Origin of the sequence: Pseudodesulfovibrio aespoeensis Aspo-2 (assembly GCF_000176915.2) — a bacterium.
Taxonomy (GTDB): domain Bacteria; phylum Desulfobacterota; class Desulfovibrionia; order Desulfovibrionales; family Desulfovibrionaceae; genus Pseudodesulfovibrio; species Pseudodesulfovibrio aespoeensis.
The window spans coordinates 3,231,839-3,255,347 of sequence record NC_014844.1 but is presented as its reverse complement, the minus strand read 5'-3'; the positions used below and the strand labels follow the sequence as shown (position 1 = coordinate 3,255,347).

Below are 23,509 nucleotides of genomic sequence, written 5' to 3'. Positions count from 1 at the left end.
CCGGCGGTAGCAAGGGGAATCGGCTGGTGCGGTTCCCCTTTGCCTTTGGAGGGTTCGGCGTGATCATCTATTCATGGAACGTCAACGGCTACCGGGCCGTGATCAAGAAGAACTTCCGCGACTGGCTCGACGGCTGCGGCGGCGATGTGGTCATGCTCCAGGAGACCAAGGCCCACCCGGACCAGCTCGCGCCCGAAGAGCGCGAGCCCGACTCCTACGCCAACCACTACTGGAATTGGTCCAGGAAGAAAAAGGGCTACTCCGGCGTGGCCTGCTTTGCCAACCCAGAGCCCCTGGCCGTGACCATCGGCCTGCCCGACGCGCGTTTTCAGGGCGAGGGGCGCGTGCTGCATCTAGAATATCCCGACTTCCACCTCTTCAACATCTATTTTCCCAACGGCCAGATGGGCGACGACCGGCTGGCCTTCAAGATGGGCTTCTACGACGCCTTCCTGGACCATGCCCAGGCCCTGCGCAAGACCAAGCCCATCGTGGTCGGCGGCGACTTCAACACCGCCCATTGCGAGATCGACCTCAAGAACCCCAAGGCCAATGCGGAGCGCTCCGGTTTCCTGCCCGAGGAGCGCGCCTGGATTGACCGCTTCATCGCCCACGGCTATGTGGACACCTTCCGCCTGTTCGAGGACGGCCCCGGCCACTACTCCTGGTGGTCCTACCGCTTCAACGCCCGCCAGAACAACGCGGGCTGGCGCATTGACTACTTCTTTGTCTCCGAAGAGCTGCGCCCCAAGGTGGTGCGCGCCTGGATAGAGCCCGAGGTGCCCGGCTCCGACCACTGCCCCATCGGCGTGGAGATAGATACCCACTGAGGGGCGGGAGGGGTGTCAGGGGAATAGGGTCATTGTGCATAGAGTGTTCATCTCCCTCGACCTGACGTCTGCGTTGCCATGCAGGTATTGATCGTCCGCCTACCCCTTCTGGAATGCCTCCCAGTCGGCCAGGAAGGCGGCCAGGCCGGAGTCGGTCAGGGGGTGGCGGATCAGTTGGGCCAGGGTGGCGTAGGGCAGGGTGACCACGTCCGCGCCGATGAGGGCCGCGTCCAGGACGTGCATGGGGTGGCGCACGCTGGCTACCAGGATCTGGGTCTTGAAGTCGTAGTTGTCGAATATGGTGCGTATCTGCTCCACGCACTCCATGCCGCTCTGGGAGAGCCCGTCGAGCCGACCCACGAACGGCGAAACGTAGGTGGCCCCCAGCTTGGCCGCCAGCAGCGCCTGGGCGGGCGAGAAGACCAGGGTGGCGTTGACCCGGATGCCGCGCTCGCCAAGCTCGCGCATGGCCCGGAGCCCCTCGGCGATCATGGGGATCTTGACCACCACGTTCTCGCCGAACGAGACCAGGTCCTTGGCCTCCTTGATCATCTCCTCATGGGTGGTGGCGATGACCTCAAGGCTCACCGGGCCGTCCACCATGGAGCAGATGAGCGAGGCCTGCTCGCGCCAGTCGCCGCCCTGTCGGGCCAGCAGCGTCGGGTTGGTGGTCACGCCGTCCAGCAGCCCCAGCCCCTGCACCTCACGAATCTGATCCACATTGGCCGTATCCAGAAAAAACTGCATCTGCTCTCCTTGGCGCTGTGTCGACAACCCGTTGACCTCTTTCACAATGCCTTACCCATAGCACAATAATCGATCCGGTCAAACGGGAGGGGCGCATCTGGGCCAAGTGGCGGCCAAGGCGCATTCCCCTTTCCCCCGGCCCGGATTTTGGCTACATTGGCGACCATGCCGATAATGCCGACCATGAAACCTGTCCATGTCATCGGGCTTGCGCCCGGTTCGCTCCAGATGACCCCGCACGCCCGTGAGGTGCTGGCCCGCGCCGATGTTGTCGCGGGCGGCAAACGGCTCCTGGCCGCCTGCCCGGACGATCTGATCCAAAAGGGGGCCGAGCGGCTGCCCATCACCGGCAAGCTCGCGCCGGTGCTCGAAGCCATCCGCAAGGCTGCGGCCAAGGGGCGCACCGTGGCCGTGCTCTGCGACGGCGACCCGCTCTTCTTCGGCATTGGCAAGCGGCTGGCCGAGGAGCTGGGCAGCGAAAACCTGCTGGTGGAGCCCAACCTCTCCACCATGCAGCTGGCTGCGGCCCGGCTCGGTCTGGCCTGGCAGGAGATGGACTTCGTCTCCCTGCATGGCCGCGACGACTTCTCGCCGCTTTACGCCGCCCTGGTGCGCGCCGATCTCATCGCCGTGTTCACCGATGCCGAGAACACCCCGGCAGAGGTGGCCCGCGCCCTGCTCGAACGCGGGGCCGAATGCTTTGCCATGACCGTGCTCGAAGACCTGGGCACCCCGCAGGAGCGCATCCGCCCCCTGGCCCTGCCCGAGACCTGGGGCATGGAATTCGCGGACCTCAACCTCATCATCCTTGAGCGGCTCTACCCGCCTGAGATCGAGCTGACCCTGGGCATTCCCGACCACTTCTACCTGCACCAGAAGAACCTGATCACCAAGCTGCCCGTGCGCGCCACGGGGCTGGCCCTGCTCAACGTGGAGCCGTCCTCCACCATCTGGGACCTGGGCGCGGGCTGCGGCTCGGTCTCCATCGAGGCGTCCCACCTCGCCCGGCAGGGCCGCGTCTTTGCCGTGGAGCGGCACAAGACCCGCGCGGCCATGATCCGCGAGAACATCCGGCGCACCGGCGCATGGCTGGTGGACGTGGTCCTCGGCTCCATGCCCGGCTGCCTCGAAGGATTGCCCCGGCCCGACCGTGTCTTCATCGGCGGCGGCCTTGGCGGCCCATCCAATGAGGACACCACCCTGCTCGAAATCGCCTGCAACCGCCTCAAGCCGCGTGGCCGCATGGTCGTCCACTGCATCCTCCTCGACACGCTGCACACGGCCAAGGACTACTTCCAGTCCCTGGGCTGGCACTTCGGCGTCACCCAACTCCAGGCCTCGGCCACCGACTCTCTGGCAGGCGATCTCCGCTTCAAGGCGCAAAATCCCGTATTTATCCTCTGGGCCGAAAAACCCTGACTGGCGGCGGGAAACGGCCCGATTGCGTCGTTGCTTCGAACCAGGGAAACCCTCGCGTATGAGGAATACGCTTCGGTCTTTCCTGTTTCTCGCGCCTAGCACTCGAACCATTTCCCGCCGCCAGTGCGTTGCGGGCAGTGGGGGGTGGGGCGTAACCATATGCTGCTTCGGCCAAATTCACTGCCCGCCGGGCGGCTTGGCGTGGGGACGCCTTTGGTGTATCCCGGTGGCACGAACTTGAGTGAAGGAGCGCCATGACACCCACCGTTGAGACCACCCGATTCGTGGCCATAGATTTCGAGACTGCGGACGCCAAGCGCGATTCGGCCTGCGCCGTGGGCCTTGTGGTGGTGGACCGGGGCGAGATCGTGGCCCGCGACTATCGCCTCATCCGGCCCCCCAGGCGGCGGTTCAACCCCTTTTGCGTCCAGGTCCACGGCATCCACTGGGAGGACGTGGCCGATCAGCCCGCCTTTGGCGAGTTGTGGCCGGATTTGTCCCCACTCTTTGAGGGCGCGGATTTTCTCGTGGCCCACAACGCCTCGTTCGACAAGTCCGTGCTCGCCGCCTGCTGCCGCGAGTCGCGCTGCCTGCCGCCTGTGCAGCCGTTTCTGTGCACTGTCCAGTTGGCGCGCACCACCTGGCAGCTGCCGTCCAACAAGCTGCCCAATGTCTGCTGCCATCTCGGCATCACACTCACCCACCACCACGCCGCGTCTGATGCCGAGGCGTGCGCGCGCATCGCGGTCAGCGGACTGCGCGAGAACCCCGCCTTCCTGAGCCGGGTGCTGTGATGGGCGACGAGAAGGGCATGGTCCACGACATGGGCATGGTCCATTTTATCGGCGCGGGGCCGGGCGATCCCGAGCTTTTGACCATCAAGGGGCAGCGGCTCATCGCCGGGGCAGACCTCGTGCTCTATGCCGGATCGCTGGTGCCGCCCGAGGTGGTGGCCTGCGCCCGGCCCGGCGCGCGCGTGGTCGATTCCGCGCCCCTGTCCCTTGACCAGACCCATGCCCTGATCATGGAGACCGTGCGCCAGGGCGGCACCGTGGCCCGCGTCCACACCGGCGACCCCTCCCTGTACGGGGCCATCCGCGAGCAGATGGACCTGCTGGCGCGTGACGGCGTGCCCTGCGCCGTGGTGCCGGGCGTGACCTCGGCCTTTGCCGCCGCAGCTCTGGCCGGGCGGTCCTACACCGTGCCGGAAGTCACCCAGACCCTGATCCTGACCCGGCTGGCGGGCAAGACCCCGGTGCCTGAGACCGAATCCCTGCGCTCCCTGGCCGCCCACGGCTCGGCCATGTGCGTCTATCTCTCGGCGGGCGATCCGGCGGGCGTGCAGGGTGAATTGCTGGCCGGTGGGCTGGCCCCGGCCACCCTGGTGGTCATTGCGCGGCGCGTGGGCTGGCCCGATCAGGCCGTGGTCGAGACCGATCTGGCGCATCTGGCCGCCACGGCCCGCGAGCGTGGCTTCACCCGCCAGACGGTTTTCCTGATCCTGCCCGGCCAGGGCGCTCACGACGCCGGACAGGCCCGCTCCCTGCTCTACGATCCCGGATTTTCCCACATGTTCCGCACCTAGGAGACGCCATGGAGACAGTGCAGATCCGTACCGGTCAGCGCGAGGAGATGGTCGACATTACCGGGCAGCTGCGCTCCCTGATCCGCGCCCAGGGCTGGACCGACGGTCTGCTGCTCCTCCACTGCCCGCACACCACCGGGGCCGTGACCGTCAACGAGGGCGCAGACCCGGACGTGGCCCGCGACATGGTGGTCAACCTTGGCAAACTTGTCCCCCAGCGCGGCGACTATTGCCACGCCGAGGGCAATTCCGACGCCCACATCAAGTCCAGCCTGTTCGGCTGCGACCAGATGCTCATGGTGGAGGACGGCGACATCCGGCTCGGCACCTGGCAAAAGGTCTATTTCTGCGAGTTCGACGGACCGAGAGCGCGCTCGCTGTGGGTCAAGTTCGTGGCTGGGGCGTAACGGCCCGCCATGGATGACACGCCAAAATACATGGACAAAATTGGTCGGCGTTGTATGGTCGGGCAAACGTTGATGTTTCACCCTCAAAACCCGGAGCGCAACATGTCTTGTCTGGTTCGGACCCCCCTCTTTGTCGTGGTGCTGGCCGCGTGGTGTCTTGTTGGTTTGAGCGGCGAGGCCAGTGCCGAGGCGCGGACCGTGCGCAGCGATGTGGAGCTGGTGGTCACTGTGGCCGCGTCCGGGCTGGCCGGGCAGGTCCAGGGGGTGGCAAACAGGGAGGCGCAGCTTCGGGTGATCGGCGAGTTCGTGACCACCTCGCGCTTTTTTGCCGACAAAACCGGATATTTCTTTGTCTACGACACCAAGGGTGTCTGCGTTGCCCATGGCAGCGACCCGACGCTGATCGGTCGCCCGCTCATGGACTACAAGGACGGCAACGGATTCCCGGTGATCCGGACCATCGTGGACCTGGGCCAGGCCAAGGGCGGATTTCTGGAATACCTGTGGGACAAGCCCGATGTGGATGGAACGCACAGGAAAGTCGCTTATGTCCTGCCCATTCCCGGCACGGACTTCATCATCGGATCGGGCCTGTACCTGCCTGACGGCCAGTAGGGACGAGGCCCACGGCGCAGGCTGCCGCTTCCGATAATAATGGTGAGAATTGGCCGGTGTCGTATGGTCGGGACATGTCTCACCCGTCACACAGGGGGATAGCCATGCCGCGCCTGCTCCTGACCTTTGCCGCCCTGTGTCTGCTGACCGCGCTCTGGCCCACGGGGAGCGCCGCCGAGGTCCGGGGCAAGACGCGGACCACCCGCCCGGACGTGGAGCTGGTGGTCACTGTCGCGGCCACCGGCCTGGGCGGCCTGTTCGCGGTCGTGGCCGACAGGGACGAGCAGATTCGCCTCTTGCGCGCCTTTGTCGCCTCGTCCCGGTTCTTTCCGGAACACAACGGGTATTTCTTTGTTTACGACACCCTGGGCGTCTGCGTTGCCCACGGCTCCAACCCCGCGCTGGTCGGGCGTTCGCTCATGGACTACAGGGACGGCAACGGGTTCCCGGTGATCAGGACCATCATCGAGCTGGGAATGGCCGGGGGCGGGTTCCTGGAATACCAATGGGAAAAGCCGGACGCTGTCGGACCCCATGAGAAGCTTGGCTATGTCCTGCCCATTCCCGGCACGGACCTCATTATCGGGTCTGGTCTCTATCTTCCTGAAATAGAATGATATCGATTGATTCTTGTCGCTGGCGATCCCAGAGGCGGAGCCTTTTGCTACCTGACATTCTGGACCCGGATGTAGAGGGCCAGGCCGAGCATGGTCAGCATGATGCCGAGCCAGCCCAGGGGGCCGGGCAGCACGCCGCCCAGCAGGATCGCCTCGCCCGCCAGGGAAAAGATCACCTCCATGGACTGGGTGCAGTCGGCGGCGGCCAGCTCGGACGCGGACCGGGCCGCGTGGCGCGCGTAGAGAAACAGGCTGGTGGCCGCGATGCCTGAGAATATGGCAACCAGCGCGGTGTTGACCACCTGATCCAGGGCCGGGGGCGGCGGGGTGGTGGCCGCGATGAGGATGATCCACAGGGGGAGCGAGCCCAGCGTCAGGAGCAGCACCCGGCAGAAGGGGTCGTCCATGGCCGGGGAGTCGAGCTTCGGCAGGCGGCGCAGGGTGCCCTGTCGCGCCTCCCAGACCAGTTGATTGCCAAAGGGATAGGCAAAGGCCGCCACCAGCACCGGCACCGCGCCCAGGAGCACGTCGCGCCACGACCCGGCTGCGGCCTGCTCCCAGTTGACCAGCACCACCCCGGCGAAGATGAGCAGGGTCAGGAGCATGGCCCGCAGCGGCACGGTCCGGCCAAAGGCGAGCAGGACCACGGGCGTGGCCAGGATGGTGGTCTGCCAGGTGGCGGCCACCACCCAGCCCGGCGTGTAGGACGCGCTGAAGGTGATCAGGGCGTAGAACACGCCGAAACCCACGCCCCCGGCCAGGGTCCAGAAGACGACGTGGCGTGCGTAAAGCCGCAGGGTCTCGACCAGCAGGGGGCGGCGAAAGGCCAGCAGCCCGGCGACCAGCAGGGCGAGCATCCAGAAATAGCGCAGGCTGGCCGACCAGACCCAGTGGCCGCCCTCCAGGCTCATGGCCCGGTTGAGGACAAAGGTGGTGCTGAAGAACAGGGCGGCCAGGATGCCGACAAGCACGATCTTCACAGTAATCCTTCCGTCAAATCAAGTGTTTGGTCCGGATACGCCACCGAGATCAGGGTCAGCCCCTGGGGCGGGGCCGTGGCCGGGGCCAGGGCGCGGTCTGCGGCGAGCAGGATGCGGCCCGCCTCGTCGGGCGCGAGCCGACCCCGGCCACAGGCCGCAAGGCAGCCCACGAGGTTGCGCACCATCTGCTTGAGAAAGCCGTTGGCCGTGAACCGCCACACGCTTTCATGGGGTGTGGGGCCGGGATGGCGCGAGATGGCGGTGACGGTGCGGATTGTCGAACGGACCGGGGTGCCGGTGTTCTGGAACGAGGCGAAATCGTGCTCGCCCGTGAGCAGGCGCGCCGCCGCCTCCATGGCCGTGAAATCGAGAGGCCCGCAATTCCAGGCGAATCGCCGCCGTTGGGGCAGGCAGAACTCGCGGGTGTGCCACAGGGTGTATTCGTAGGTCTTGGCCTGGGCCTGATAGCGGGCGTGGAAGTCGTCGGCCACCCGGCGGCAGGCGAGGACGCGCACGTCTTCGGGAAGCCGGGCGTTCAGGGCGCATTGCCACGGGATCGAGGCCCGGATGTCCTGGCAGTCGAAGTGCGCGGTTTGGCCCAGGGCGTGGACCCCGGCATCGGTGCGTCCCGCGCCGTGCAGCCGGACGGGCGAGCCCATGATTTCCGTCAGGGCTGTTTCGATCACGCCCTGCACGGTCCGGTCCCTGGCCTGGAGCTGCCAGCCGGAAAAATCGGTGCCGTCGTAGGCCAGGGTGAGCAGGAAGCGGGGCATGGCGTGGTCCGTGTGTTGCGGGTGTCCTGGGCCGATGAAGGGGCCGGGTATTCACTTACGCCAGGACGCGATGTTTTTGAAGCGCCAATTTCTGCCATCGGGAGGGGCGTCGGGTCGGGGCGGCCACCGGCAAGGGCGGGACCATCTGATGATGGTCCCGCCCTTAGAGTATTGACAAAGCCCGCCCTGATGATCGGGTTGTGGCGGCGCGGGCTATTGCTCCTCCATGAACGGAATCTGGAGCAGGGTCAGTCGCTCGGAGAGCTCGGCAGCCTTTTTGGCCTCCACAAAGGAGAGGATCTCGCCTGCCTGACGGCCTCGCATGCCCGACAAAACCTTGACGGCCAGATCGGTGTCCATGGTCTGGAGGATTTCCGCGGCCTTCTTGGCCTTGGTGTTGGAGATCATGTCCACCAGCTGGCGGACGCGCTTGTCCTTGATGTTCTGGGCCTCGTCGAGCATCTGGCGGATTTCGGCGTGGAGCTTTTCGACCCTGACGGCCTCGGCCCGGATGGACACTTCCATCTCCTTGAGGGTGCGCTCCTTGATGGCCAGTTCCTCTTCCTTGCTCTTGAGGACCCGCCATTCGCTTGGCAGGCTCTGTTCGGTGCGCACCTCGGCGGCGGCCTTGTCGGCCTCGGTCTCCTGGGTGGCGGCCTGATTGGCGGCGGAGTCGGCGGTGTCGGCTATGGGTGTGGTGGTTGCTGCGGATTCCGGGGCAGGCGCCTGCTCCTGCGCCTGGGCCACGGCCAGGGCCATGGTCGGGACAGTCTCGGGCATCAGGGCCTGCATGATGCGAAGCGTCACGGAATCGACGCTGAGCATGCCGAACACGGCGAGCTTGAGCAGGGCCAGAAGAACGAGGCTGGCAAGAACCCTAGATATCTTTACGTTCATACCGAATGGTTGCCATCTCGTCGTTTTCTTTTGTCTCGCGGGCTGTTTCATGGGCATTGTGCTTCCTGGCCTGGGTTTCCTTGAGCTTTTCGAGCAGCTTTTTATCCTTGGAGCGGTCCACGGCTTGCTGGCGGCATTTATGCAATTTGTGCTCCAACTGGGTCAGGGCGATCCGCTCCCGCGAGAGGTCCTGTTCCAGGGCCGCCTTGTATTGCCGCCAGAGCCACAGGTCGTTGGCGCTCCCGCTCATCTGGGCGGCCTTGCCCAGGTGGGCGGACAGGCTCGTCTCCAGGTCGGTCACCTTGACTGCCTGGGCGTCAAAAGCCCGTTTGGCCATGGCCAGGGCACCCTTGGCCTGCTCTTCGAGCAGGGTCCGGTAGTCCAGCACTCTCTGGAGCTTGAAGGAAAACGGCTTGGCCATGAGATATCCGGCTGCCTACGCGCCGGGCGCGGCCAAGGGGGCCAGCCCGCAGTAACCGAGCTGGCGGGCGGTGTCGGCCCAGCGCCACATCATGCACATGGTCCCCTGGCACATCTTCATCTTGTCGTCGCTGGTCTTGAGCAGAGGACAGAACTTGAACTTGGCTTCGCTCTCGCTGGTCGGCACGGCGCACTCCTTGGGTTGCAGACAAAAACGGCGCGCCGCATCTCTGCCGCGCGCCGTCATGATACCGTTGTTCGGCCCTGTTGGCTAGCTGCCCGGAGTCGGCTCGGGCTTGGCCGGTTCCGTGGTCGAGGCCACGGGCGAGGCGCACATGTCGAGCAGGGCGTCCATGCCGATCAGGCACTTGAGCTTTTGCAGGGCGAGCACGCTCCTGCGCGCGTCGGCGTCGAGCACATCGCCGTAGCGGCCATCGGCGATGACGCTGGCGTATTCCTTTTTCTGGAGCTTCGGGTTGTCCTTGAACCGGATCTCGAAGTTCCTGGCGTATTCGCTGATCTGGGCGTCCACCTCGGCCTTGGGCAGGGCGGCCACGGCGCGCATGCCGGCGGCCACCTCGTCCGGGGTCAGGCTGGCGGATTCGAGCACCGTGCTGAAGCTGCGGGCGTAGCGCAGGCTGCCGTCGTAGATGTGGCTGCGCTTGACCACGTTCATGCCCGCCCAGCCCGCCTTGAGCCACTTGAACAGGAAGACCGAACTCCTGGGCGCGACCGCGTCGTGTTCGGTGAATACCTGGACCGAGCCGGAGCGGTACATGAAGGTGTCCATCCAGCCGATCATGCCCTTGTTCAGCCCCTCGATGCCGGAGTAGAAGTAGTCCCACTGCTGGTCGTCCAGGATGGCCCCTTTGCGGCCCACGTCGGATTGCTCGGGTTGCTCGGAGATGGAGATGGCCACGTTTTTGCCGTCATGCTTGAGCAGGATGATCAGCCGCTCCAGGTCATAGCGGTAGTAGGCCTCGGCAAAGGAATCCGGGGTGTTGACCTCGAACTCCCGGCCACGCACCAGCACGGGCGCGTCCAGGGTGGGCAGTTCGTCCCACAGGGTGCGCCCGCGGGTCAGGAACTCGCTGCCCTCGCGCCAGCCAGAGAGGCGCAGCACCGCGGGGCAGAGCAGGAAATTGGGAATGTCCGGGTTGTAGAAGTAGCGCAGGATGGTCTCAAGGGAGGTGGGAACCTCTTTGCGCAGACACACGCCCAGGCCCCCAAAGCGCCGGGCGGGCTCGATGTCCTTGGGGTCGTCCTGCATGGTGGTCACGAAATCGAGCATGGCCCGGACCTGGCTCTGGTCAAAGGGCTTGGCCGGGTCGTGCAGGACATCGAACAGGTGGTCGATGCCAGTTTCCACGGACGCGTCCAGGGGTGTGGGTTTCATGGAGAGCTTGACGCCCATGATGCCTCCGTCCTCCTCCTCGGCCAGGACAGGCGCTGCCGGGAGCAGCGCGGAACAGACGGCCAGGACGAGCGACAGGGCTAAAATGCGAATGATTTTTTTCATGCGGTAATAGATTTCCTCCCCGCCTGCGGCGGGTTCGGGGTGATGAGTAGATGTTCTCCCTAGATAGTAATGTTTGGGCTGTTTGGCAAGAGGGCCGGGCACACGGGGGCGGGCAGCGTCATCTGCCTGTCACGACGTGTTTTTTTTCTTCAGGTCCAGGAGATCGACCCGGGTGACCGCTCGCGGGCCGAACTTGCGGCGCACGGCGTCCACGGCCAGGTCGAGCCCGCTGGTGGCCTCGATTTCGCCCGGAGCGTCGTCGAACAGGGTGAGCTGGCGGGGGCGGGGGGAGAAATTGGAAACTCCGACCCCGATGAGCCGCACGGCGCGCCGCAGGTCCAGCTGGCCGAGCAGGTCGCGGGCGGTCTCGCAGATGAGGGCGGTGTTGTCGGTGCGCGCGTCCAGGCTGCGGCTGCGGGTGATCTGGGTGAAATCCGCGAATTTGACCTTGAGGGTCACGGTGCGGCCCTTGTACCCGTGGCCGCGCAGGTCCGACCCCACCCGCTCGGACTGGGCCAAAAGCCAGCGGTTCAGCACCTCGCGGTCCGTGGTGTCCTCGTGGAAGGTGTTTTCCGCGCTGCAACTCTTGGCCTCGGAGGTGGGGGTCACGGTGCTGGGGTCGATGCCGCCCGCCCGGTCGTGGAGCGCGCCGCCGTATTTGCCGACGCGCTGTTCCCAGTAGCTGCGCGGCCTGCCCAGGATGTCGCCGCAGGTGCGGGCCCCCATGTGTCTGAGGGTCTCGGCCAGCTTGGCCCCCACGCCGGGAATCCGGCCCACGGGCAGGGTGCGCAGGAATCCGGCCACGTCCTCGGGCCGGAGGATGAACATGCCGTCGGGCTTGTTCACGTCCGAGGCGATTTTGGCCAGGAAACGGACCGGGGCCGCGCCCACCGAGCAGGTCAACCCCGTGACTTCCCGGACCCGCGTCTTGATCTGCCGCGCAACCTGGTCGATGGGGCCGAAGAGCCGTTCCAGCCCGGTGCCGTCGAGATACGCCTCGTCCACGCTCGCCTGCTCCACGGTGGGTGAGAATTCGTGCAGCGCGGCCATGACCTGGTTGGAGATTTCCTTGTAGCGGCCCATGCGGCCCGAGACCAGCAGGAGGTCCGGGCAGAGCTTGCGCGCCTTGACCACGCTCATGGCCGAGCGCACGCCCCATTTGCGAGCCTCGTAGCTGGCTGCGGAGACCACGCTGCGGTCCGAGGTGCCGCCCACGGCCAGGGGCTTGCCCCGGTACTCGGGGTGGTCGAGCTGCTCCACCGAGGCGAAGAAGGCGTCCATGTCGATATGGAGGATCCACGTCTGCATGGGATCTGTATAGCGGGTGGCGTGCGGTTTGTTAAGGGCGTTGGGGCTGCCAGTGTGCCGGGCAATCGCGTGGGGACTATTTCCGGTCAGGGCCGTATTTGGTCACAAACCACTGGATCTGGCGGCACACGCCCATGAGCAGGTTGAACTCGTTGCGCCGCAGGTTGATCTTGGCAAAGAAGCGGCGCACCGGGAGCATCCAGTAGTCCGGGTTGTCGCCCTTGAGAAAGTCGATGGCCAGCAGGCTCTCGCGCAGGTTTTCGAACAGGGCTTCCTGCTCCTGCACCGTGGTGGCGCGCTCCGTGGGCGGGCCGTTTGGGGTGAAGGGCGCGTCCAGGGCGCGCTTGAAGCATTCGTAGAGGACCACCACCACGGCCTGGGCCAGGTTGAGGGAGGTGCCCTCGCGGCTGGTGGGAATGGTCATCAGCCCGGAGCAGACCGAGGTTTCGTCATTGGTCAGTCCCGTGTCCTCGGGGCCGAAGAGGATGGCCACCCGCCCACCCGAGCGCAGCCGTTCGTCCACCACCCCGGCCAGGGTGGTCGGGCTCATGATGCCCTTGCGCCAGCCGCCGGTGCGGGCCGTGGTGCCGTAGACCGAGGTGAACCCTTCCACGGCCTCGGCCAGGGTCTCCACCACGCGCGCGCTGTCGAGGATGTGCCGGGCGTGGGCCGTGGCCAGTGGGCGCGCCTTGTCCATGTCGAGGTTGTAAGGGGCCACGATGATGAGCCGCGACACGCCCATGTTCAGACAGGCGCGGGCCGCGGAGCCGATGTTTTCCGGATATTTGGGCCGGAACAGGATCACGGCCAGATCGTCGAGCATGCCTTCCCTCCAAGGTGCGCGGATGCCGGGGCGTCCCGGACCCCGGCCATGTAGCACATGGCGGGCGGATGTCAAAGGGCGCGGCCACTCCGCCCAGCGGCAGGCGGCCATGCGCTGTGAAGCCCATCCCCGCATCCGGCAATGCAGTGGCGTGCGATTGACTGCTCAGTCAATGCACTGCCACGCCAAGGTGCATGCCGGGTTCTGTGATTGACTGGTCAGTCAAGTCTTGGGCGGGCCATCGGCTGCGCAGTCCGTCTGACTGATTGCTCCGTCAAAAGGCAATGATATTGAATCTCTATACAATTCAACGTGTGGCGATAGCCGCGCTCTATGAAATGCGTTGAAACATTTGTCGTTCTGTGCCACAACATGCTACCGGTTGGAGTCCCATCCGACCTGGGTGTTTTTTGCCTGATCACACTGTGTCTGGCAGAAAGAGTTGCGGTCCAATCCAACATTATTGCGGTCCAAGGAGGAAACATGAAACGGATTCTGCCCATTGCCCTGGCCCTGTTCGTGGTGCTCGGCATGTCGTATTCGGCTGAGGCGAAGAAACGCTACGTATTCGGCGGTGGCCCGGCTGGCGGTACGTTCCAGGTGGTGGCCAACGCCGTCCAGGTCTACGACCCCATCAAGGACAACCCGGACTTCTCCATCAAGGCGCAGTCCTCCGGCGGCTCCACCGAAAACCTGCGCACCGTCAACGCGGGGCGGGTCCAGTTCGGCACCGTGTATGCGGGCGAGGTCTACCTGGGCCGCAACGGCATGATGACCGGCGACCCCAACAAATATGACAACATCAGGGTCATGGGCTATCTCTTCGGTGCCCCGGCCCAGCTTGTGGTCCGCAAGGGTGCGGGCATCAACACCACCAAGGATCTGGTGGGCAAAAAGGTGGGCGTGGGCAACGCGGGCTCCGGCGCGTTCGCCAACTGTGAACGTTTCTTCACCCACTTGGGCGTCTGGGACAAGATCGAGCGCAACGCCATGGGCTACGACGATGCGGCCCAGGCCTTTGGCAACGAGCAGCTCGACGCCTTCTGGCTGCTGACCAACGCCCCGGCTGGCGCGGTCATGATGGCCGCCCAGACCAACGACATCGACCTGATCAACGTGGCCGCCGACGCCGAGGCGTCCGGTTACTTTGAAAAATATCCCTACTTCGGCAAGGTGACCATTCCCGCCGGAACCTACCGCGGCGTGGACCATGACACCCCGTCCTTCTCCGACTCCGCCCTGCTGGTCACCAACGCCAGTGTCGATGCGGACCATGTCTACGAACTGATGAAGGCCATCTGGTCCGACGCCGGGCTCAAGCACATGGTCGAGCAGAAGAAAAGCTTTGATGTCATGAGCGTCAAGGACGGCCTGCTGGGTGTGAACCCCGCCGCCACCCCCCTGCACCCCGGTGCCGAAAGGTTCTGGAAGGAGATGGGCGTCCTCAAGTAGCCGCGATTCCTTGTTACCCTGTCGGCCATGCGGGCGGGGCGCGAGCCCTGCCCGCCTTCCAGGCTCCCTTCATGGGGCTGGGGTCTGCCTTGGCGGCCCTGCCTCGTGACCGCCGCCGGAATCCGCGCGGCGCACCGGCTTGTCGGCCCTTGCCGCTGGTCGGCGCGCGGGCCATGCGGCGTGGCTTCACTGTTTCAACCACTGCCCGTGCGGCAGTCGCGAGTGCGCAATGTACGACAAATTATCCCGGATAGAGCAATATCTCTTTGATTTCCTGTCTGTGGCACTGGTCCTGTTCTATTCATGGTCTGCCGTGTTCGAACCGGCGGCCACCCAGTACCATCGCGGCATCTACGTCATCATCACCTATGTTCTCGTCTTTCTGATCTACAAGTCGAAACACCTGATTTTCCGCATCCTCGATTATCTGCTCATGGCCGCCTCGGTGGTCTCGGTGGGCTACTGGATCATGAACTTCGAGGCCATCAACTACCGCACCGGCATTGAAAACGACACGGACAAGGCCATGGCCATGATCGGCGTGCTCATCGGCGTGGAGCTGGCCCGCCGGGTGGTGGGCAACATCTTTGTGCTCATCGGCGTGCTGATGCTGCTTTTCGGCATGTACGGGGCGCACATGCCGGAGCTGGTGGCCCATGCCGGGGCAAGCTTCCCGGACCTGTGCACCTCGCTCTTCTACCGCAGCGACGGCGTGTTCGGCATCATGGCCAACGTGCTCGCCACTTACATCATCCTGTTCGTACTCTTCGGGGCCTTCCTTGAGCAGTGCGGGGCGCAGAAGTTCTTCATCGATTTCCCCCTGGCCGCGGTGGGCCACAAGATCGGTGGCCCGGCCAAGGTCGCGGTCATTGCCTCGGGCCTGTTCGGTTCCATCTCCGGCTCGGCCATCGCCAACACCGTGTCCACCGGCACCTTCACCATCCCGATGATGAAAAAGGCCGGGTTCAAGCCCCATGTGGCGGGCGCCATTGAGCCCGCCGCCTCCATCGGCGGCATGTTCATGCCTCCGATCATGGGCGCGGGCGGGTTCATCATGGCCGAGATGACCGGCCTGCCCTATTCGTACATCATGCTGGTGGCCATCTTTCCGGCCCTGATGTATTTCTTCTCGGTCTTCGTCATGGTGCACTACGAGGCCAAGAAGGAGAACGTGGTGGGCGAGCGCTACAAGTACAGCGCCATGGAGATATTCAGAAAGGAATGGTTCTACATCCTGCCTCTGGTCCTGATCACGGTCTTCATGCTGGCCGGCTATTCGCCGGGCTACTCGGCCATCATCGGCCTGGCCTCCTGCATCGCCCTCTCCTTCAAGGGCGACAGCAAGCCCATCGACCCCACCATCCTGCTGATCATGAGCTTCATGGTCGTCTGCCCCTGGCTGGTCAAGCTGGCCGGGATGGCGGCGGGGCCGGACGTCGTGGCCGCGGTCAAGCCCTACATGTCAGGCCGGATTCTGCTCGTGTACGGTCTGGTCGCCTCGGCCATCGTCTTTGTCGTGCGCAGGCAGACCCTGCGCGGCATGAAGGGCGAGGTGGAGGGCTTTGTGGTGGCCGCGCGCATGGGCACCATCAACTCTCTCAAGATCGGCGCCACGGTGGGCGTCATCGGTATCATCATCGGCGTGCTGACCTACTCCGGGCTGGTCCTCACCTTTGCCGACATCGTCATCGATCTGGCCGACGGCAACCTGATCATGACCATCTTCCTGATTGCCCTGGCCTCGCTCATCCTGGGCATGGGCGTGCCGGTCACGGCGGCCTACCTGATCACCGCAGTGGTGGCCGTGCCCGCCCTGACCCATCTCGGCGTCAACGAGCTGGCCGCCCACATGATCGTCTACTGGCTGTCGCAGGATTCCAACATCACCCCGCCGGTGTGCATCGCCGCCTTTGCGGGCGCCACCATTGCCGGGGCCAACATGTGGCGCACGGCATTCACCTCGTTCAAGTTCGCCAAGTTCCTGTATCTGGCTCCGTTCCTGTTCGCCTACGTCCCGGCCTTCTCCCTGGACGCCTCGCGGCTGGAGATATCCCTCTGGTTCCCGGCGATAGCCTTGGCGGTCTTTGCCTATGCCTGGTTCCTGAGCGGCATCTGGTACGGGCCTCTCAAGCGGCGGCTGCTGCCCTCGGCGGTCTGACGCGCAAACACACGGCCCGGAGCGCGTTGCTCCGGGCCTTTCACTTCCTGCCGACAAGCGCGCCCGGCCCGCCCCGGTCTGTTTCCGTGACACTGCGGCGCGTTGTGCTTTTCTGCCCGGTGGTGTAATAATCAACGGTGCGCCACCTGCTTCAGGGTGCGCCGAGGCGGTCGCAACGGGTGATCGCGCTTTGTCCCTGCCCGGCTCATGCATTGGAGGACGTATGGAACGCTTGCTGACACGGCTTATCCCCCTTGTGGCGGTCGCAGCGCTGCTGCTGGCCCTGGGCTGCTCGTCCGATATGGACGAAGACGCCGGACAGGCCGCGTCCGGCGCCAAGGCGCAGAAACGCTACCTCGCCTTTGGCGGCGGGCCAACGGGCGGCACCTTCAACTTTTTTGCCAACAAGATGGCGAGCGTCATTGCCGACGCGCACGGGCATCTTGAGGTTTCGCCCAAGGGCGCGGGAGGTTCCGTCGAGAACCTGCGCAGCCTGAACAACGACGCCGTTGACCTCGGCATCGTCTATTCGGGCGACGCCTTCCTGGGACGCACCGGCGCGCTGCCCGGGGACCCGGCTCACTACGACCGAGTCCGGGCGCTCGCCTTCCTCTACGGCGCTCCGGCCCAGCTCGTGGTCCGGGCCGATTCCGGCATCGTCTCGGCCCGTGATCTCAAGGGCAGGACCGTGGCCATAGGCAACCCCGGCTCCGGAGCGGCCCTGTCTGCCGAGCGGTTCCTCAACCATCTCGGACTCTGGGAGAGCCTAACCCCCAAGGGGCTGGGCTACACCCAGGCGGCCACGGATTTTGTCGAGGGCAGGCTGGACGCCTTCTGGCTGCTGGTGGGATACCCCAACTCCGCCATCATCGAGGCAGCCGCGCGGGTGCCGGTCCGGCTTGTGGACCTGCACGCCGAGGCCGTGGCATCCGGGTTCTACGAGGCCTACCCCTTCTACACCGAGGTCACCATCCCGGCAGGCACCTATGCGGGCCAGGACGCGGACGTGGCGACCTTCCAGGATGCCTCCCTCTAGTGCGCCAGCGCGGACATGGGCGAGGAGACCGCCTACGACTGTCTCAGGGCCGTCTATTCTTCCGAGGGGCTTGAGGCAATCCGCATGGCGCACAGCGCGGCCAGGGACATGGCCGTCTCCTCCGGGCTGCGGGGCATATCCATCCCCCTGCACCCTGGCGCGGTCCGCTTCTGGAAAGAGCAGGGGCTGGATATCCCGGAAGCGCTTCTTCCCTGAACGGTCGACCGAGCCGTCGCCTCCCCTGATCCGCCGATTCTGGACCGGGCCCTTTCCGGTGAGCTTCGGATTGGTTTGGTGTGCCATGGAGCGGCCCGGCGTTCAACCGGCTGAATTGATTGGCCGCTCAGACAGGCATGGTTCAGGGTGGGGCCATATCAGCCGGAACATGTTGGCGTTCAAGGGAAATTGTTCTTGACTGAAACTGAAAATCCCTCGTACCACTTGGGCAAAATAGCTTCAAGGGAGGCCTGATCATGGCATTGTTCACGAAAGAAGAAGCGTTGCGGTACCATTCCACCAAGCGCAAGGGCAAGTTGGAGGTCATCTCCATCAAGCCCTGCGACAACCAGAAACACCTGTCCATGGCCTATTCCCCGGGCGTTGCGGAAGCCTGCCGGGCAATCCATGCGGACAAGGAAAAAGTCTACGAATACACCAACAAGGGCAACCTTGTGGCTGTGGTCAGCAACGGCACCGCCGTGCTCGGCCTGGGCAACATCGGGCCTGAGGCGGGCAAGCCGGTCATGGAGGGCAAGGGCGTCCTGTTCAAGATTTTCTCGGACATCGATGTCTATGACATCAACATCAACGCCAAGACCCCGGACGAGGTCGTGGCGTTCTGCAAGATGCTTGAGCCCACCTTTGGCGGCATCAACCTTGAGGACATCAAGGCTCCGGAATGCTTCGAGATCGAGACCCGCCTCAAGAAGGAGATGGGCATCCCGGTCTTTCACGACGACCAGCACGGCACGGCCATCATCTCGGCTGCGGGCATCATCAACGCCCTGGAGATTTCCGGCAAGAAGATCGAGGACATCAAGATCGTGGTCTCGGGCGCGGGCGCGGCGGCCATCGCCTGCTCCAACCTCTATGTCCACATGGGCGTCAGGCGCGAGAATGTCTTCATGTTCGACTCGCGCGGCCTGATCCACGCGGGCCGCACCGACCTCAACACCTTCAAGGCGGCTTACGCCCAGGCCAAGGACCACGGCTCTCTGGCCGACTGCATGAAGGGCGCGGACATGTTCCTCGGCCTGTCGGTCAAAGACGCCATCAGCCAGGACATGGTCAAGACCATGGCCAAAAATGCCATCATCTTCGCCTGCGCCAACCCGGACCCGGAGATTCCGTACCCGGCGGTCAAGGAAGTGCGGCCCGACATCATCATGGGCACGGGCCGGTCCGACTTCCCCAACCAGGTCAACAACGTGCTCGGCTTCCCCTACATCTTCCGCGGCGCGCTCGACTGCCGGGCCGTCATCATCAACGAGGAGATGAAGCTTGCCTGCGCCGAGGCCCTGGCCGCCCTGGCCAAGGAGCCGGTCGCCCAGGAAATCTGCGACGCCTACGGCGTGGACACGCTGGAATACGGCATCGACTACATCATCCCCAAGCCGCTTGATCCGCGCGTGCTGACCTGGCTGGCCCCGGCGGTGGCCAAGGCCGCCATGGACACCGGCGTGGCCGGTATCAAGCTCGACCTCGAACAGTACAAGAAGGACCTCACAGCCCGCATGGCCGCCTCCAAGGCGCGCACCAAGCTGGTGGTCGATTCCTTCAACTACGACATCTAGATTCGCCTTCCGCATGATCCCACGGGGTCGGGCATGGTCCCGACCCCGTGTTTTTTCCCCGTTCATATGTCAGTTGCCTGTCGCGCCAATGTCCTCTAAGGTCTATCGTTGAGCGCCATACAGGAGACGACCATGAAACGTTTTGTCACAGCTTTGACCCTTCTGGCCTTGACGCTGCTCCCCCTGGGATGCAAGCAGGCCACCCTGGACGCCTTCAACCTGGGCGGGCCCGAATATGTGGGCGACTACATGCAGGACGATGACGTGCGCCATCTGGCCCACGCCCTGGACACCGCGCCCACCCGCACCCCGGTCAAGTGGGAGAACCTCGGCACCGGGTATCAGTATTCCATGATGATCTTTTCGTCCGACGAGGCCGCAGGCGTCATCACCCGCGCGGTCTCGGTCCTGGCCATCGAGCCTTCGGGCGACGCCGAGGTGCTCGACCTCGTCTGCACCTCGGAATCGGCCCGCAAATGGCGCATCGTGGCCAAGACCCCGGCCTCGTTCGTGGGCCGGGCCGCCAGGATGGAGCTCGATCAGGCGGCAGCGCCGGAGAATGTGCGCACCGAGGCCGGTTTCAAGGGATTCCTGGTCGCGCGGTAGACAAGGAAATATTCATGGACAAGCCCCTCGAAGACTCCATCCGCGCCCTGGCCGGAGAGCACGGCATCGACCCGCAAAGACTCCTGGCCGGATTCGCCTCGGTGGACATGCCCCCGGAATTGGCCCTTGCCGTGGCCGCCGTGCTCGGCGATATCGACGCCTTTGCCGCTTCCCCGGACAGCCCGGCCTCTTCCGACGAATAGCCAGCCCGTTTATGTCCACAAAGGAAAAGGCCGGAACGCATGTGCGCTCCGGCCTTTTTTGTCGATGGGAATCACCCGCCTACTTGGCCTCAACCACCTCAAGGCCACCCATGTAGGGCTTGAGCGCGTCAGGGATGACGATGGAGCCGTCGGCCCGCTGGCCGTTCTCCATGACCGCCACCAGACAGCGGCCCACAGCCAGGCCCGAACCGTTGAGGGTGTGCACGTACTGATTCTTTTTGGACCCGGGCGAGCGGAACCGGATGTCCGCCCGGCGGGCCTGGAAATCGCCGCAGTTGGAGCAGGAGGATATCTCGCGGTACTGGTTCTGGCCGGGCAGCCAGACCTCGATGTCGTAGGTCTTGGTCGCGCCAAAGCCCATGTCGCCGGTACACAGCTCGATGACCCGGTAGTGGATGCCGAGCAACTGCAATATCTTTTCCGCTGCTGCGGTCATGGCCTCCAGGGCCTCGTAGGATGTGTCCGGGTGGGCGAAGTTGACCATCTCCACCTTGTGGAACTGGTGCAGCCGGATCAGCCCCTTGGTGTCCTTGCCGTAGGAGCCTGCCTCGGAACGGAAACAGGGCGTATGCGCGCAGAACTTGACGGGCAGGGCTGCCTCGTCGATGACCTCGCCCGCATAGATGTTGGTCAGGGGCACCTCGGCGGTGGGGATGAGAAAAGAGTCCACGCCCTCAAGCTTGAACAGGTCCTCCTCGAACTTGGGCAATTGGCCCGTGCCGGTCATGGTCCTGCGGTTGACGATGTAGGGCGGGATGACCTCGGTGTAGCCGTGCAGCGTGGTCTGGGTGTCGAGCATGAACTGGGCCAGGGCGCGCTCCAGCCGGGCGCACCAGCCAAAGCTCAAGGCAAAGCGCGAACCGGCCAGCTTGGCCGCGCGCTCGAAATCCAGGCCGCCCAGGGCCGTGCCAAGCTCCCAGTGTTCCTTGGGCTCGAAATCCATGACCGGCTTCTCGCCCCAGGAGCGCACCACCGGGTTGTCCGCCTCGCTCGCGCCCACGGGCACGGACTCGTGCGGCATGTTGGGCACGGACATGAGCCAGTCGCGCTCGGCGGTCTCGACCTCGGTCAGCTCGGCGTCCAGGGTCTTGACCCGCTCGGAGACTTCGGCCATCCGGGCGAGCAGGGCAGATGCGTCCTGGCCGGATTTTTTGCATTTGGCGATTTCAGGCCCGGCGGCGTTGCGCTCGGCCTTGAGGGTTTCGCCTTCGGCGATGAGGCTCTTGCGGCGTTCGTCGAGGGTCAGGAATTCCTGCACGTCGATTTTCGAGCCGCGTTTTTTCAGGCTTTCCCGGACCAGGTCCGGGGTCTTTTGCATCAATTTGAGATCAAGCATCAAGGTCTCCTCGGTTCGATTCGTTCACCGTAGTACAGCAAGTCGGGATGGATTTGAAGCCCTCATGTGGTGGGGTGTGTTGAGGGGAGGGAAAGAGGAAGAGGAATAAGGAAGCCGCCTTTGGCGGGATGAAGAGTATGGGGGGATTTCGCTCCTCCGTTGCGACTTACTTTTGGGCCAAAGCGGCCAAAAGTAAGCAAAAACCGCTTTTTAAGAATGTGTGATCGGGTCTCCCGCGTCGGACACCAGTAGCCTCGACCCGCTGGCGAAACAGTTGTCGGCGTCGAAGACTCCGCCTCCGCCGGGTTTCGCCCTGGCCGCAGGCCGAGGCAACTGGTGCCTCGACGCTCCCGCCCATTGCGGGGCTGACGAGAGGGAGAGCGGGGATGGTGTGGCTAGGTGGGACATGAAGAGCGCAGACCATCCCATTGCGGCCACTGTCTTTTCATCTTTCGTCCGTCCCAGCCCTTAAGCCTCCTAAGGCCTAGAAGCTGACAAATCGCAAGCTGCGGCTCTTTCGAATCACGGACGGAGCGAAGCGGAGGACTTGATTCGGGAGCAGCGCGATTTGATCAGCTTCTTGGCCGTGGAGTGCAGGCGGCCAAGCTAAAAAGCCGCGTTTTTTCCTATGTGGCCCACCGTCAAGGGAATCTGTGTATAGCCTTTTCCTATTCGTGCTCTCTGGCACCAAGTACCATTCGTTCGGTACAAAATCATTATTGCGCCATTTGGTTCACGCTGTCTAAACAGCCGAAAAACGCCCGCGCAGATTGGTGATTCAGGTTATGAACTTTGATAACAACGGCCCGAAAGACTCAAACGCCATAAAACGATTGCCAGGAGGCGAGCTATGGCTGCAATGGCTTTTTGCGGCACTCCTGTTTTTGCGACAAGCTGGTTGTAACGTTCTTTGATTTTAGGAACTTTTGCCTGCCATATCCAAGCGGATTCGACCAGGAGGCTTCGCAATCGTTTTTGTCCGACAGGAACAAGTCGGCCGCGTGATGATCGCTCACCACTTTGGCGAACCGTCGGCGCAAGACCGAGATACGACACGACCTGTTCATGACACTGAAAACGCTCCGGACGAAAGACCTCCAGCAAAAACGTGGTGGCGACCGTCGGGCCGACGCCGGGGACCGTCCGCAGCCGCTTCATAGCCTCTTCATGCCGTTTTACCATGATCATGGACAGAGTCGCCTCGATCTCTTTTAGCTCCACCTTCTGCCAAGACAACTCGCGCAACAGGCTGTCCAGCGTCAACTTGGCGGCAGGCTCGATTTGAAGAGTCGACAGTCTCCCAACGGCTTGCCCGGACCACTGCGATAGCCCTGGCGGCTCCTCCGCGCCGACGTAAAGCAGCAACGACTTGATCCGTAACTTGGCGCGGCGGATGTTGTCGACAATCTGCGACCTGCGGCGAATCAGGCTGCGCTCTCCTTCCTCGGCAGGAGTAGGCACGGCGATCCCCTTAAGCATGCCCTTGGCGGCATAGTCGGCCAGTTTGATACAGTCCAACCGATCTGTCTTTGACCCCGCAACCACAGCACGGGGAACCTTGCTCGGGGCAACCACGCAGCAATCTATGCCAGCCTCTTCCATGGCCCGACATAGCCCAAAACCCGTTGGGCCGGATTCATAAGTGACCTGTGCTATTGGCTGCCCCAATTCGAGCAACGCCAGGACCAAATCATATGGCTTGGCAGGCGCTACCCATGTCTCACAAGCCCCATCCTCGCGACGCACCGCCACATGATAACTGAGTTTGTGAACGTCCACGCCGACGTGAATCTCCCGGCCTTCAAACGCTTCCAGAAAATCGCTGATTCGTGATACTGAATACTTTGCCATGCTGTGCCTCCTGCGGTTCTAAGTTGTCGTTCAAACTCAGACTACCTCAGGTAAGGCCAGCATGGTATTTGGTTCTTTTTTGGGGCGGCCCAGCCAAAAAAGAACCCCGCCGG

23 protein-coding genes and 1 pseudogene are annotated in these 23,509 nt (G+C 64.0%); 13 read left to right on the top strand and 11 right to left on the bottom strand.

Going from position 1 to position 23,509, the window contains the following annotated elements; all coding sequences use genetic code 11:
* Window positions 1-59: 59 nt before the first annotated feature.
* Window positions 60-830, top strand: a complete 771-nt coding sequence (locus DAES_RS15120; RefSeq protein WP_041271862.1) for an exodeoxyribonuclease III — start codon at window positions 60-62, stop codon at window positions 828-830.
* Window positions 831-929: 99 nt separating this feature from the next.
* Here the strand turns inward: DAES_RS15120 and fsa are convergent, their stop codons facing one another.
* Window positions 930-1,577 carry a fructose-6-phosphate aldolase gene (gene fsa / locus DAES_RS15115; protein WP_013515907.1) on the bottom strand — a complete coding sequence of 216 codons (648 nt, stop codon included), beginning with the start codon at window positions 1,575-1,577 and terminating at the stop codon, window positions 930-932.
* A 174-nt stretch (window positions 1,578-1,751) separates the two neighbouring features.
* Here fsa and cbiE point away from each other — a divergent pair, with 174 nt between their 5' ends.
* The 6 genes from cbiE to DAES_RS15085 all read left to right on the top strand — a co-directional run bounded on the left by cbiE (window position 1,752) and on the right by DAES_RS15085 (window position 6,220).
* Window positions 1,752-2,996 (top strand): precorrin-6y C5,15-methyltransferase (decarboxylating) subunit CbiE, encoded by a 1,245-nt coding sequence (gene cbiE, locus DAES_RS15110; RefSeq protein WP_157864878.1) that lies wholly within the window; start codon window positions 1,752-1,754, stop codon window positions 2,994-2,996.
* Window positions 2,997-3,250: 254 nt separating this feature from the next.
* Window positions 3,251-3,790 carry a 3'-5' exonuclease gene (locus DAES_RS15105; RefSeq protein ID WP_013515905.1) on the top strand — a complete coding sequence of 180 codons (540 nt, stop codon included), beginning with the start codon at window positions 3,251-3,253 and terminating at the stop codon, window positions 3,788-3,790.
* Window positions 3,790-4,581, top strand: coding sequence for a precorrin-4 C(11)-methyltransferase (gene cobM / locus DAES_RS15100; RefSeq protein ID WP_013515904.1), 792 nt, complete (start codon window positions 3,790-3,792; stop codon window positions 4,579-4,581). Before DAES_RS15105 ends, cobM begins: the two co-directional genes overlap by 1 nt.
* Before the next feature lie 8 nt (window positions 4,582-4,589).
* Window positions 4,590-4,988: a secondary thiamine-phosphate synthase enzyme YjbQ gene (locus tag DAES_RS15095; RefSeq protein WP_013515903.1), complete on the top strand. Its 399-nt coding sequence runs from the start codon at window positions 4,590-4,592 to the stop codon at window positions 4,986-4,988.
* Between the two features lie 102 nt (window positions 4,989-5,090).
* The gene (locus tag DAES_RS15090) at window positions 5,091-5,603 is read left to right on the top strand and encodes a cache domain-containing protein (protein ID WP_013515902.1); all 513 of its coding nucleotides are present in this window, start codon (window positions 5,091-5,093) and stop codon (window positions 5,601-5,603) included.
* A gap of 104 nt (window positions 5,604-5,707) precedes the next feature.
* The gene (locus DAES_RS15085; protein WP_013515901.1) at window positions 5,708-6,220 is read left to right on the top strand and encodes a cache domain-containing protein; all 513 of its coding nucleotides are present in this window, start codon (window positions 5,708-5,710) and stop codon (window positions 6,218-6,220) included.
* A gap of 47 nt (window positions 6,221-6,267) precedes the next feature.
* Here the strand turns inward: DAES_RS15085 and DAES_RS15080 are convergent, their stop codons facing one another.
* The 8 genes from DAES_RS15080 to DAES_RS15050 all read right to left on the bottom strand — a co-directional run bounded on the left by DAES_RS15080 (window position 6,268) and on the right by DAES_RS15050 (window position 12,940).
* Window positions 6,268-7,200: a DMT family transporter gene (locus DAES_RS15080; RefSeq protein ID WP_013515900.1), complete on the bottom strand. Its 933-nt coding sequence runs from the start codon at window positions 7,198-7,200 to the stop codon at window positions 6,268-6,270.
* The gene (gene truA / locus DAES_RS15075) at window positions 7,197-7,973 is read right to left on the bottom strand and encodes a tRNA pseudouridine(38-40) synthase TruA (RefSeq protein WP_013515899.1); all 777 of its coding nucleotides are present in this window, start codon (window positions 7,971-7,973) and stop codon (window positions 7,197-7,199) included. Before truA ends, DAES_RS15080 begins: the two co-directional genes overlap by 4 nt.
* 213 nt (window positions 7,974-8,186) lie before the next feature.
* Window positions 8,187-8,870: a MotE family protein gene (locus DAES_RS15070; protein ID WP_013515898.1), complete on the bottom strand. Its 684-nt coding sequence runs from the start codon at window positions 8,868-8,870 to the stop codon at window positions 8,187-8,189.
* Window positions 8,851-9,291 (bottom strand): flagellar export protein FliJ, encoded by a 441-nt coding sequence (gene fliJ / locus DAES_RS15065; protein ID WP_013515897.1) that lies wholly within the window; start codon window positions 9,289-9,291, stop codon window positions 8,851-8,853. Before fliJ ends, DAES_RS15070 begins: the two co-directional genes overlap by 20 nt.
* Window positions 9,292-9,306: 15 nt before the next feature.
* Entirely contained in the window at window positions 9,307-9,477 is a 171-nt protein-coding gene (locus DAES_RS17825; RefSeq protein ID WP_013515896.1) for a hypothetical protein, read from the bottom strand.
* An 84-nt stretch (window positions 9,478-9,561) separates the two neighbouring features.
* Window positions 9,562-10,809 (bottom strand): hypothetical protein, encoded by a 1,248-nt coding sequence (locus DAES_RS17080; protein ID WP_013515895.1) that lies wholly within the window; start codon window positions 10,807-10,809, stop codon window positions 9,562-9,564.
* Between the two features lie 129 nt (window positions 10,810-10,938).
* The gene (gene dinB / locus DAES_RS15055) at window positions 10,939-12,117 is read right to left on the bottom strand and encodes a DNA polymerase IV (protein WP_013515894.1); all 1,179 of its coding nucleotides are present in this window, start codon (window positions 12,115-12,117) and stop codon (window positions 10,939-10,941) included.
* Window positions 12,118-12,193: 76 nt separating this feature from the next.
* Window positions 12,194-12,940, bottom strand: a complete 747-nt coding sequence (locus DAES_RS15050) for an RNA methyltransferase (RefSeq protein WP_013515893.1) — start codon at window positions 12,938-12,940, stop codon at window positions 12,194-12,196.
* Between the two features lie 483 nt (window positions 12,941-13,423).
* Between DAES_RS15050 and DAES_RS15045 the strand changes: the two genes are divergently transcribed.
* The 6 genes and pseudogenes from DAES_RS15045 (at window position 13,424) to DAES_RS15020 (ending at window position 20,188) form a co-directional block, all read left to right on the top strand.
* Window positions 13,424-14,392 carry a TAXI family TRAP transporter solute-binding subunit gene (locus tag DAES_RS15045; protein WP_013515892.1) on the top strand — a complete coding sequence of 323 codons (969 nt, stop codon included), beginning with the start codon at window positions 13,424-13,426 and terminating at the stop codon, window positions 14,390-14,392.
* 229 nt (window positions 14,393-14,621) lie between these two features.
* Complete coding sequence (locus tag DAES_RS15040; protein ID WP_013515891.1) at window positions 14,622-16,550, top strand: TRAP transporter permease; 1,929 nt, start codon at window positions 14,622-14,624, stop codon at window positions 16,548-16,550.
* Window positions 16,551-16,773: 223 nt separating this feature from the next.
* Window positions 16,774-17,802: pseudogene (locus DAES_RS15035) on the top strand (TAXI family TRAP transporter solute-binding subunit).
* A 257-nt stretch (window positions 17,803-18,059) separates the two neighbouring features.
* Window positions 18,060-19,379 (top strand): malic enzyme-like NAD(P)-binding protein, encoded by a 1,320-nt coding sequence (locus DAES_RS15030; RefSeq protein WP_013515890.1) that lies wholly within the window; start codon window positions 18,060-18,062, stop codon window positions 19,377-19,379.
* 132 nt (window positions 19,380-19,511) lie between these two features.
* The gene (locus tag DAES_RS15025) at window positions 19,512-19,985 is read left to right on the top strand and encodes a hypothetical protein (protein ID WP_013515889.1); all 474 of its coding nucleotides are present in this window, start codon (window positions 19,512-19,514) and stop codon (window positions 19,983-19,985) included.
* A gap of 14 nt (window positions 19,986-19,999) precedes the next feature.
* A complete protein-coding gene (locus DAES_RS15020; RefSeq protein ID WP_013515888.1) occupies window positions 20,000-20,188 on the top strand; it encodes a hypothetical protein in 189 nt (62 codons plus the stop codon).
* Between the two features lie 79 nt (window positions 20,189-20,267).
* On the opposite strand, the gene serS is transcribed toward DAES_RS15020, so the two are convergent.
* Both serS and DAES_RS15010 read right to left on the bottom strand, forming a co-directional pair.
* Window positions 20,268-21,545 (bottom strand): serine--tRNA ligase, encoded by a 1,278-nt coding sequence (gene serS / locus DAES_RS15015; RefSeq protein WP_013515887.1) that lies wholly within the window; start codon window positions 21,543-21,545, stop codon window positions 20,268-20,270.
* Between the two features lie 783 nt (window positions 21,546-22,328).
* Window positions 22,329-23,396 carry an IS110 family RNA-guided transposase gene (locus DAES_RS15010; RefSeq protein WP_013513773.1) on the bottom strand — a complete coding sequence of 356 codons (1,068 nt, stop codon included), beginning with the start codon at window positions 23,394-23,396 and terminating at the stop codon, window positions 22,329-22,331.
* Window positions 23,397-23,509 lie beyond the last annotated feature (113 nt).

Bases quoted from the DNA above. Each gene is read 5' to 3' on its own strand.
- DAES_RS15025 (WP_013515889.1), top strand. From the start codon at position 19,512: ATGAAACGTTTTGTCACAGCTTTGACCCTTCTGGCCTTGACGCTGCTC.
- fliJ (WP_013515897.1), bottom strand. From the start codon at position 9,291: ATGGCCAAGCCGTTTTCCTTCAAGCTCCAGAGAGTGCTGGACTACCGG.
- DAES_RS15085 (WP_013515901.1), top strand. From the start codon at position 5,708: ATGCCGCGCCTGCTCCTGACCTTTGCCGCCCTGTGTCTGCTGACCGCG.
- DAES_RS15070 (WP_013515898.1), bottom strand. From the start codon at position 8,870: ATGAACGTAAAGATATCTAGGGTTCTTGCCAGCCTCGTTCTTCTGGCC.
- cbiE (WP_157864878.1), top strand. From the start codon at position 1,752: ATGCCGACCATGAAACCTGTCCATGTCATCGGGCTTGCGCCCGGTTCG.
- truA (WP_013515899.1), bottom strand. From the start codon at position 7,973: ATGCCCCGCTTCCTGCTCACCCTGGCCTACGACGGCACCGATTTTTCC.
- fsa (WP_013515907.1), bottom strand. From the start codon at position 1,577: ATGCAGTTTTTTCTGGATACGGCCAATGTGGATCAGATTCGTGAGGTG.
- cobM (WP_013515904.1), top strand. From the start codon at position 3,790: ATGGGCGACGAGAAGGGCATGGTCCACGACATGGGCATGGTCCATTTT.
- DAES_RS15030 (WP_013515890.1), top strand. From the start codon at position 18,060: ATGGCATTGTTCACGAAAGAAGAAGCGTTGCGGTACCATTCCACCAAG.
- DAES_RS17080 (WP_013515895.1), bottom strand. From the start codon at position 10,809: ATGAAAAAAATCATTCGCATTTTAGCCCTGTCGCTCGTCCTGGCCGTC.
- DAES_RS15095 (WP_013515903.1), top strand. From the start codon at position 4,590: ATGGAGACAGTGCAGATCCGTACCGGTCAGCGCGAGGAGATGGTCGAC.
- DAES_RS15105 (WP_013515905.1), top strand. From the start codon at position 3,251: ATGACACCCACCGTTGAGACCACCCGATTCGTGGCCATAGATTTCGAG.
- DAES_RS15040 (WP_013515891.1), top strand. From the start codon at position 14,622: ATGTACGACAAATTATCCCGGATAGAGCAATATCTCTTTGATTTCCTG.
- serS (WP_013515887.1), bottom strand. From the start codon at position 21,545: ATGCTTGATCTCAAATTGATGCAAAAGACCCCGGACCTGGTCCGGGAA.
- DAES_RS15090 (WP_013515902.1), top strand. From the start codon at position 5,091: ATGTCTTGTCTGGTTCGGACCCCCCTCTTTGTCGTGGTGCTGGCCGCG.
- DAES_RS15045 (WP_013515892.1), top strand. From the start codon at position 13,424: ATGAAACGGATTCTGCCCATTGCCCTGGCCCTGTTCGTGGTGCTCGGC.
- DAES_RS15010 (WP_013513773.1), bottom strand. From the start codon at position 23,396: ATGGCAAAGTATTCAGTATCACGAATCAGCGATTTTCTGGAAGCGTTT.
- DAES_RS15020 (WP_013515888.1), top strand. From the start codon at position 20,000: ATGGACAAGCCCCTCGAAGACTCCATCCGCGCCCTGGCCGGAGAGCAC.
- DAES_RS15050 (WP_013515893.1), bottom strand. From the start codon at position 12,940: ATGCTCGACGATCTGGCCGTGATCCTGTTCCGGCCCAAATATCCGGAA.
- dinB (WP_013515894.1), bottom strand. From the start codon at position 12,117: ATGCAGACGTGGATCCTCCATATCGACATGGACGCCTTCTTCGCCTCG.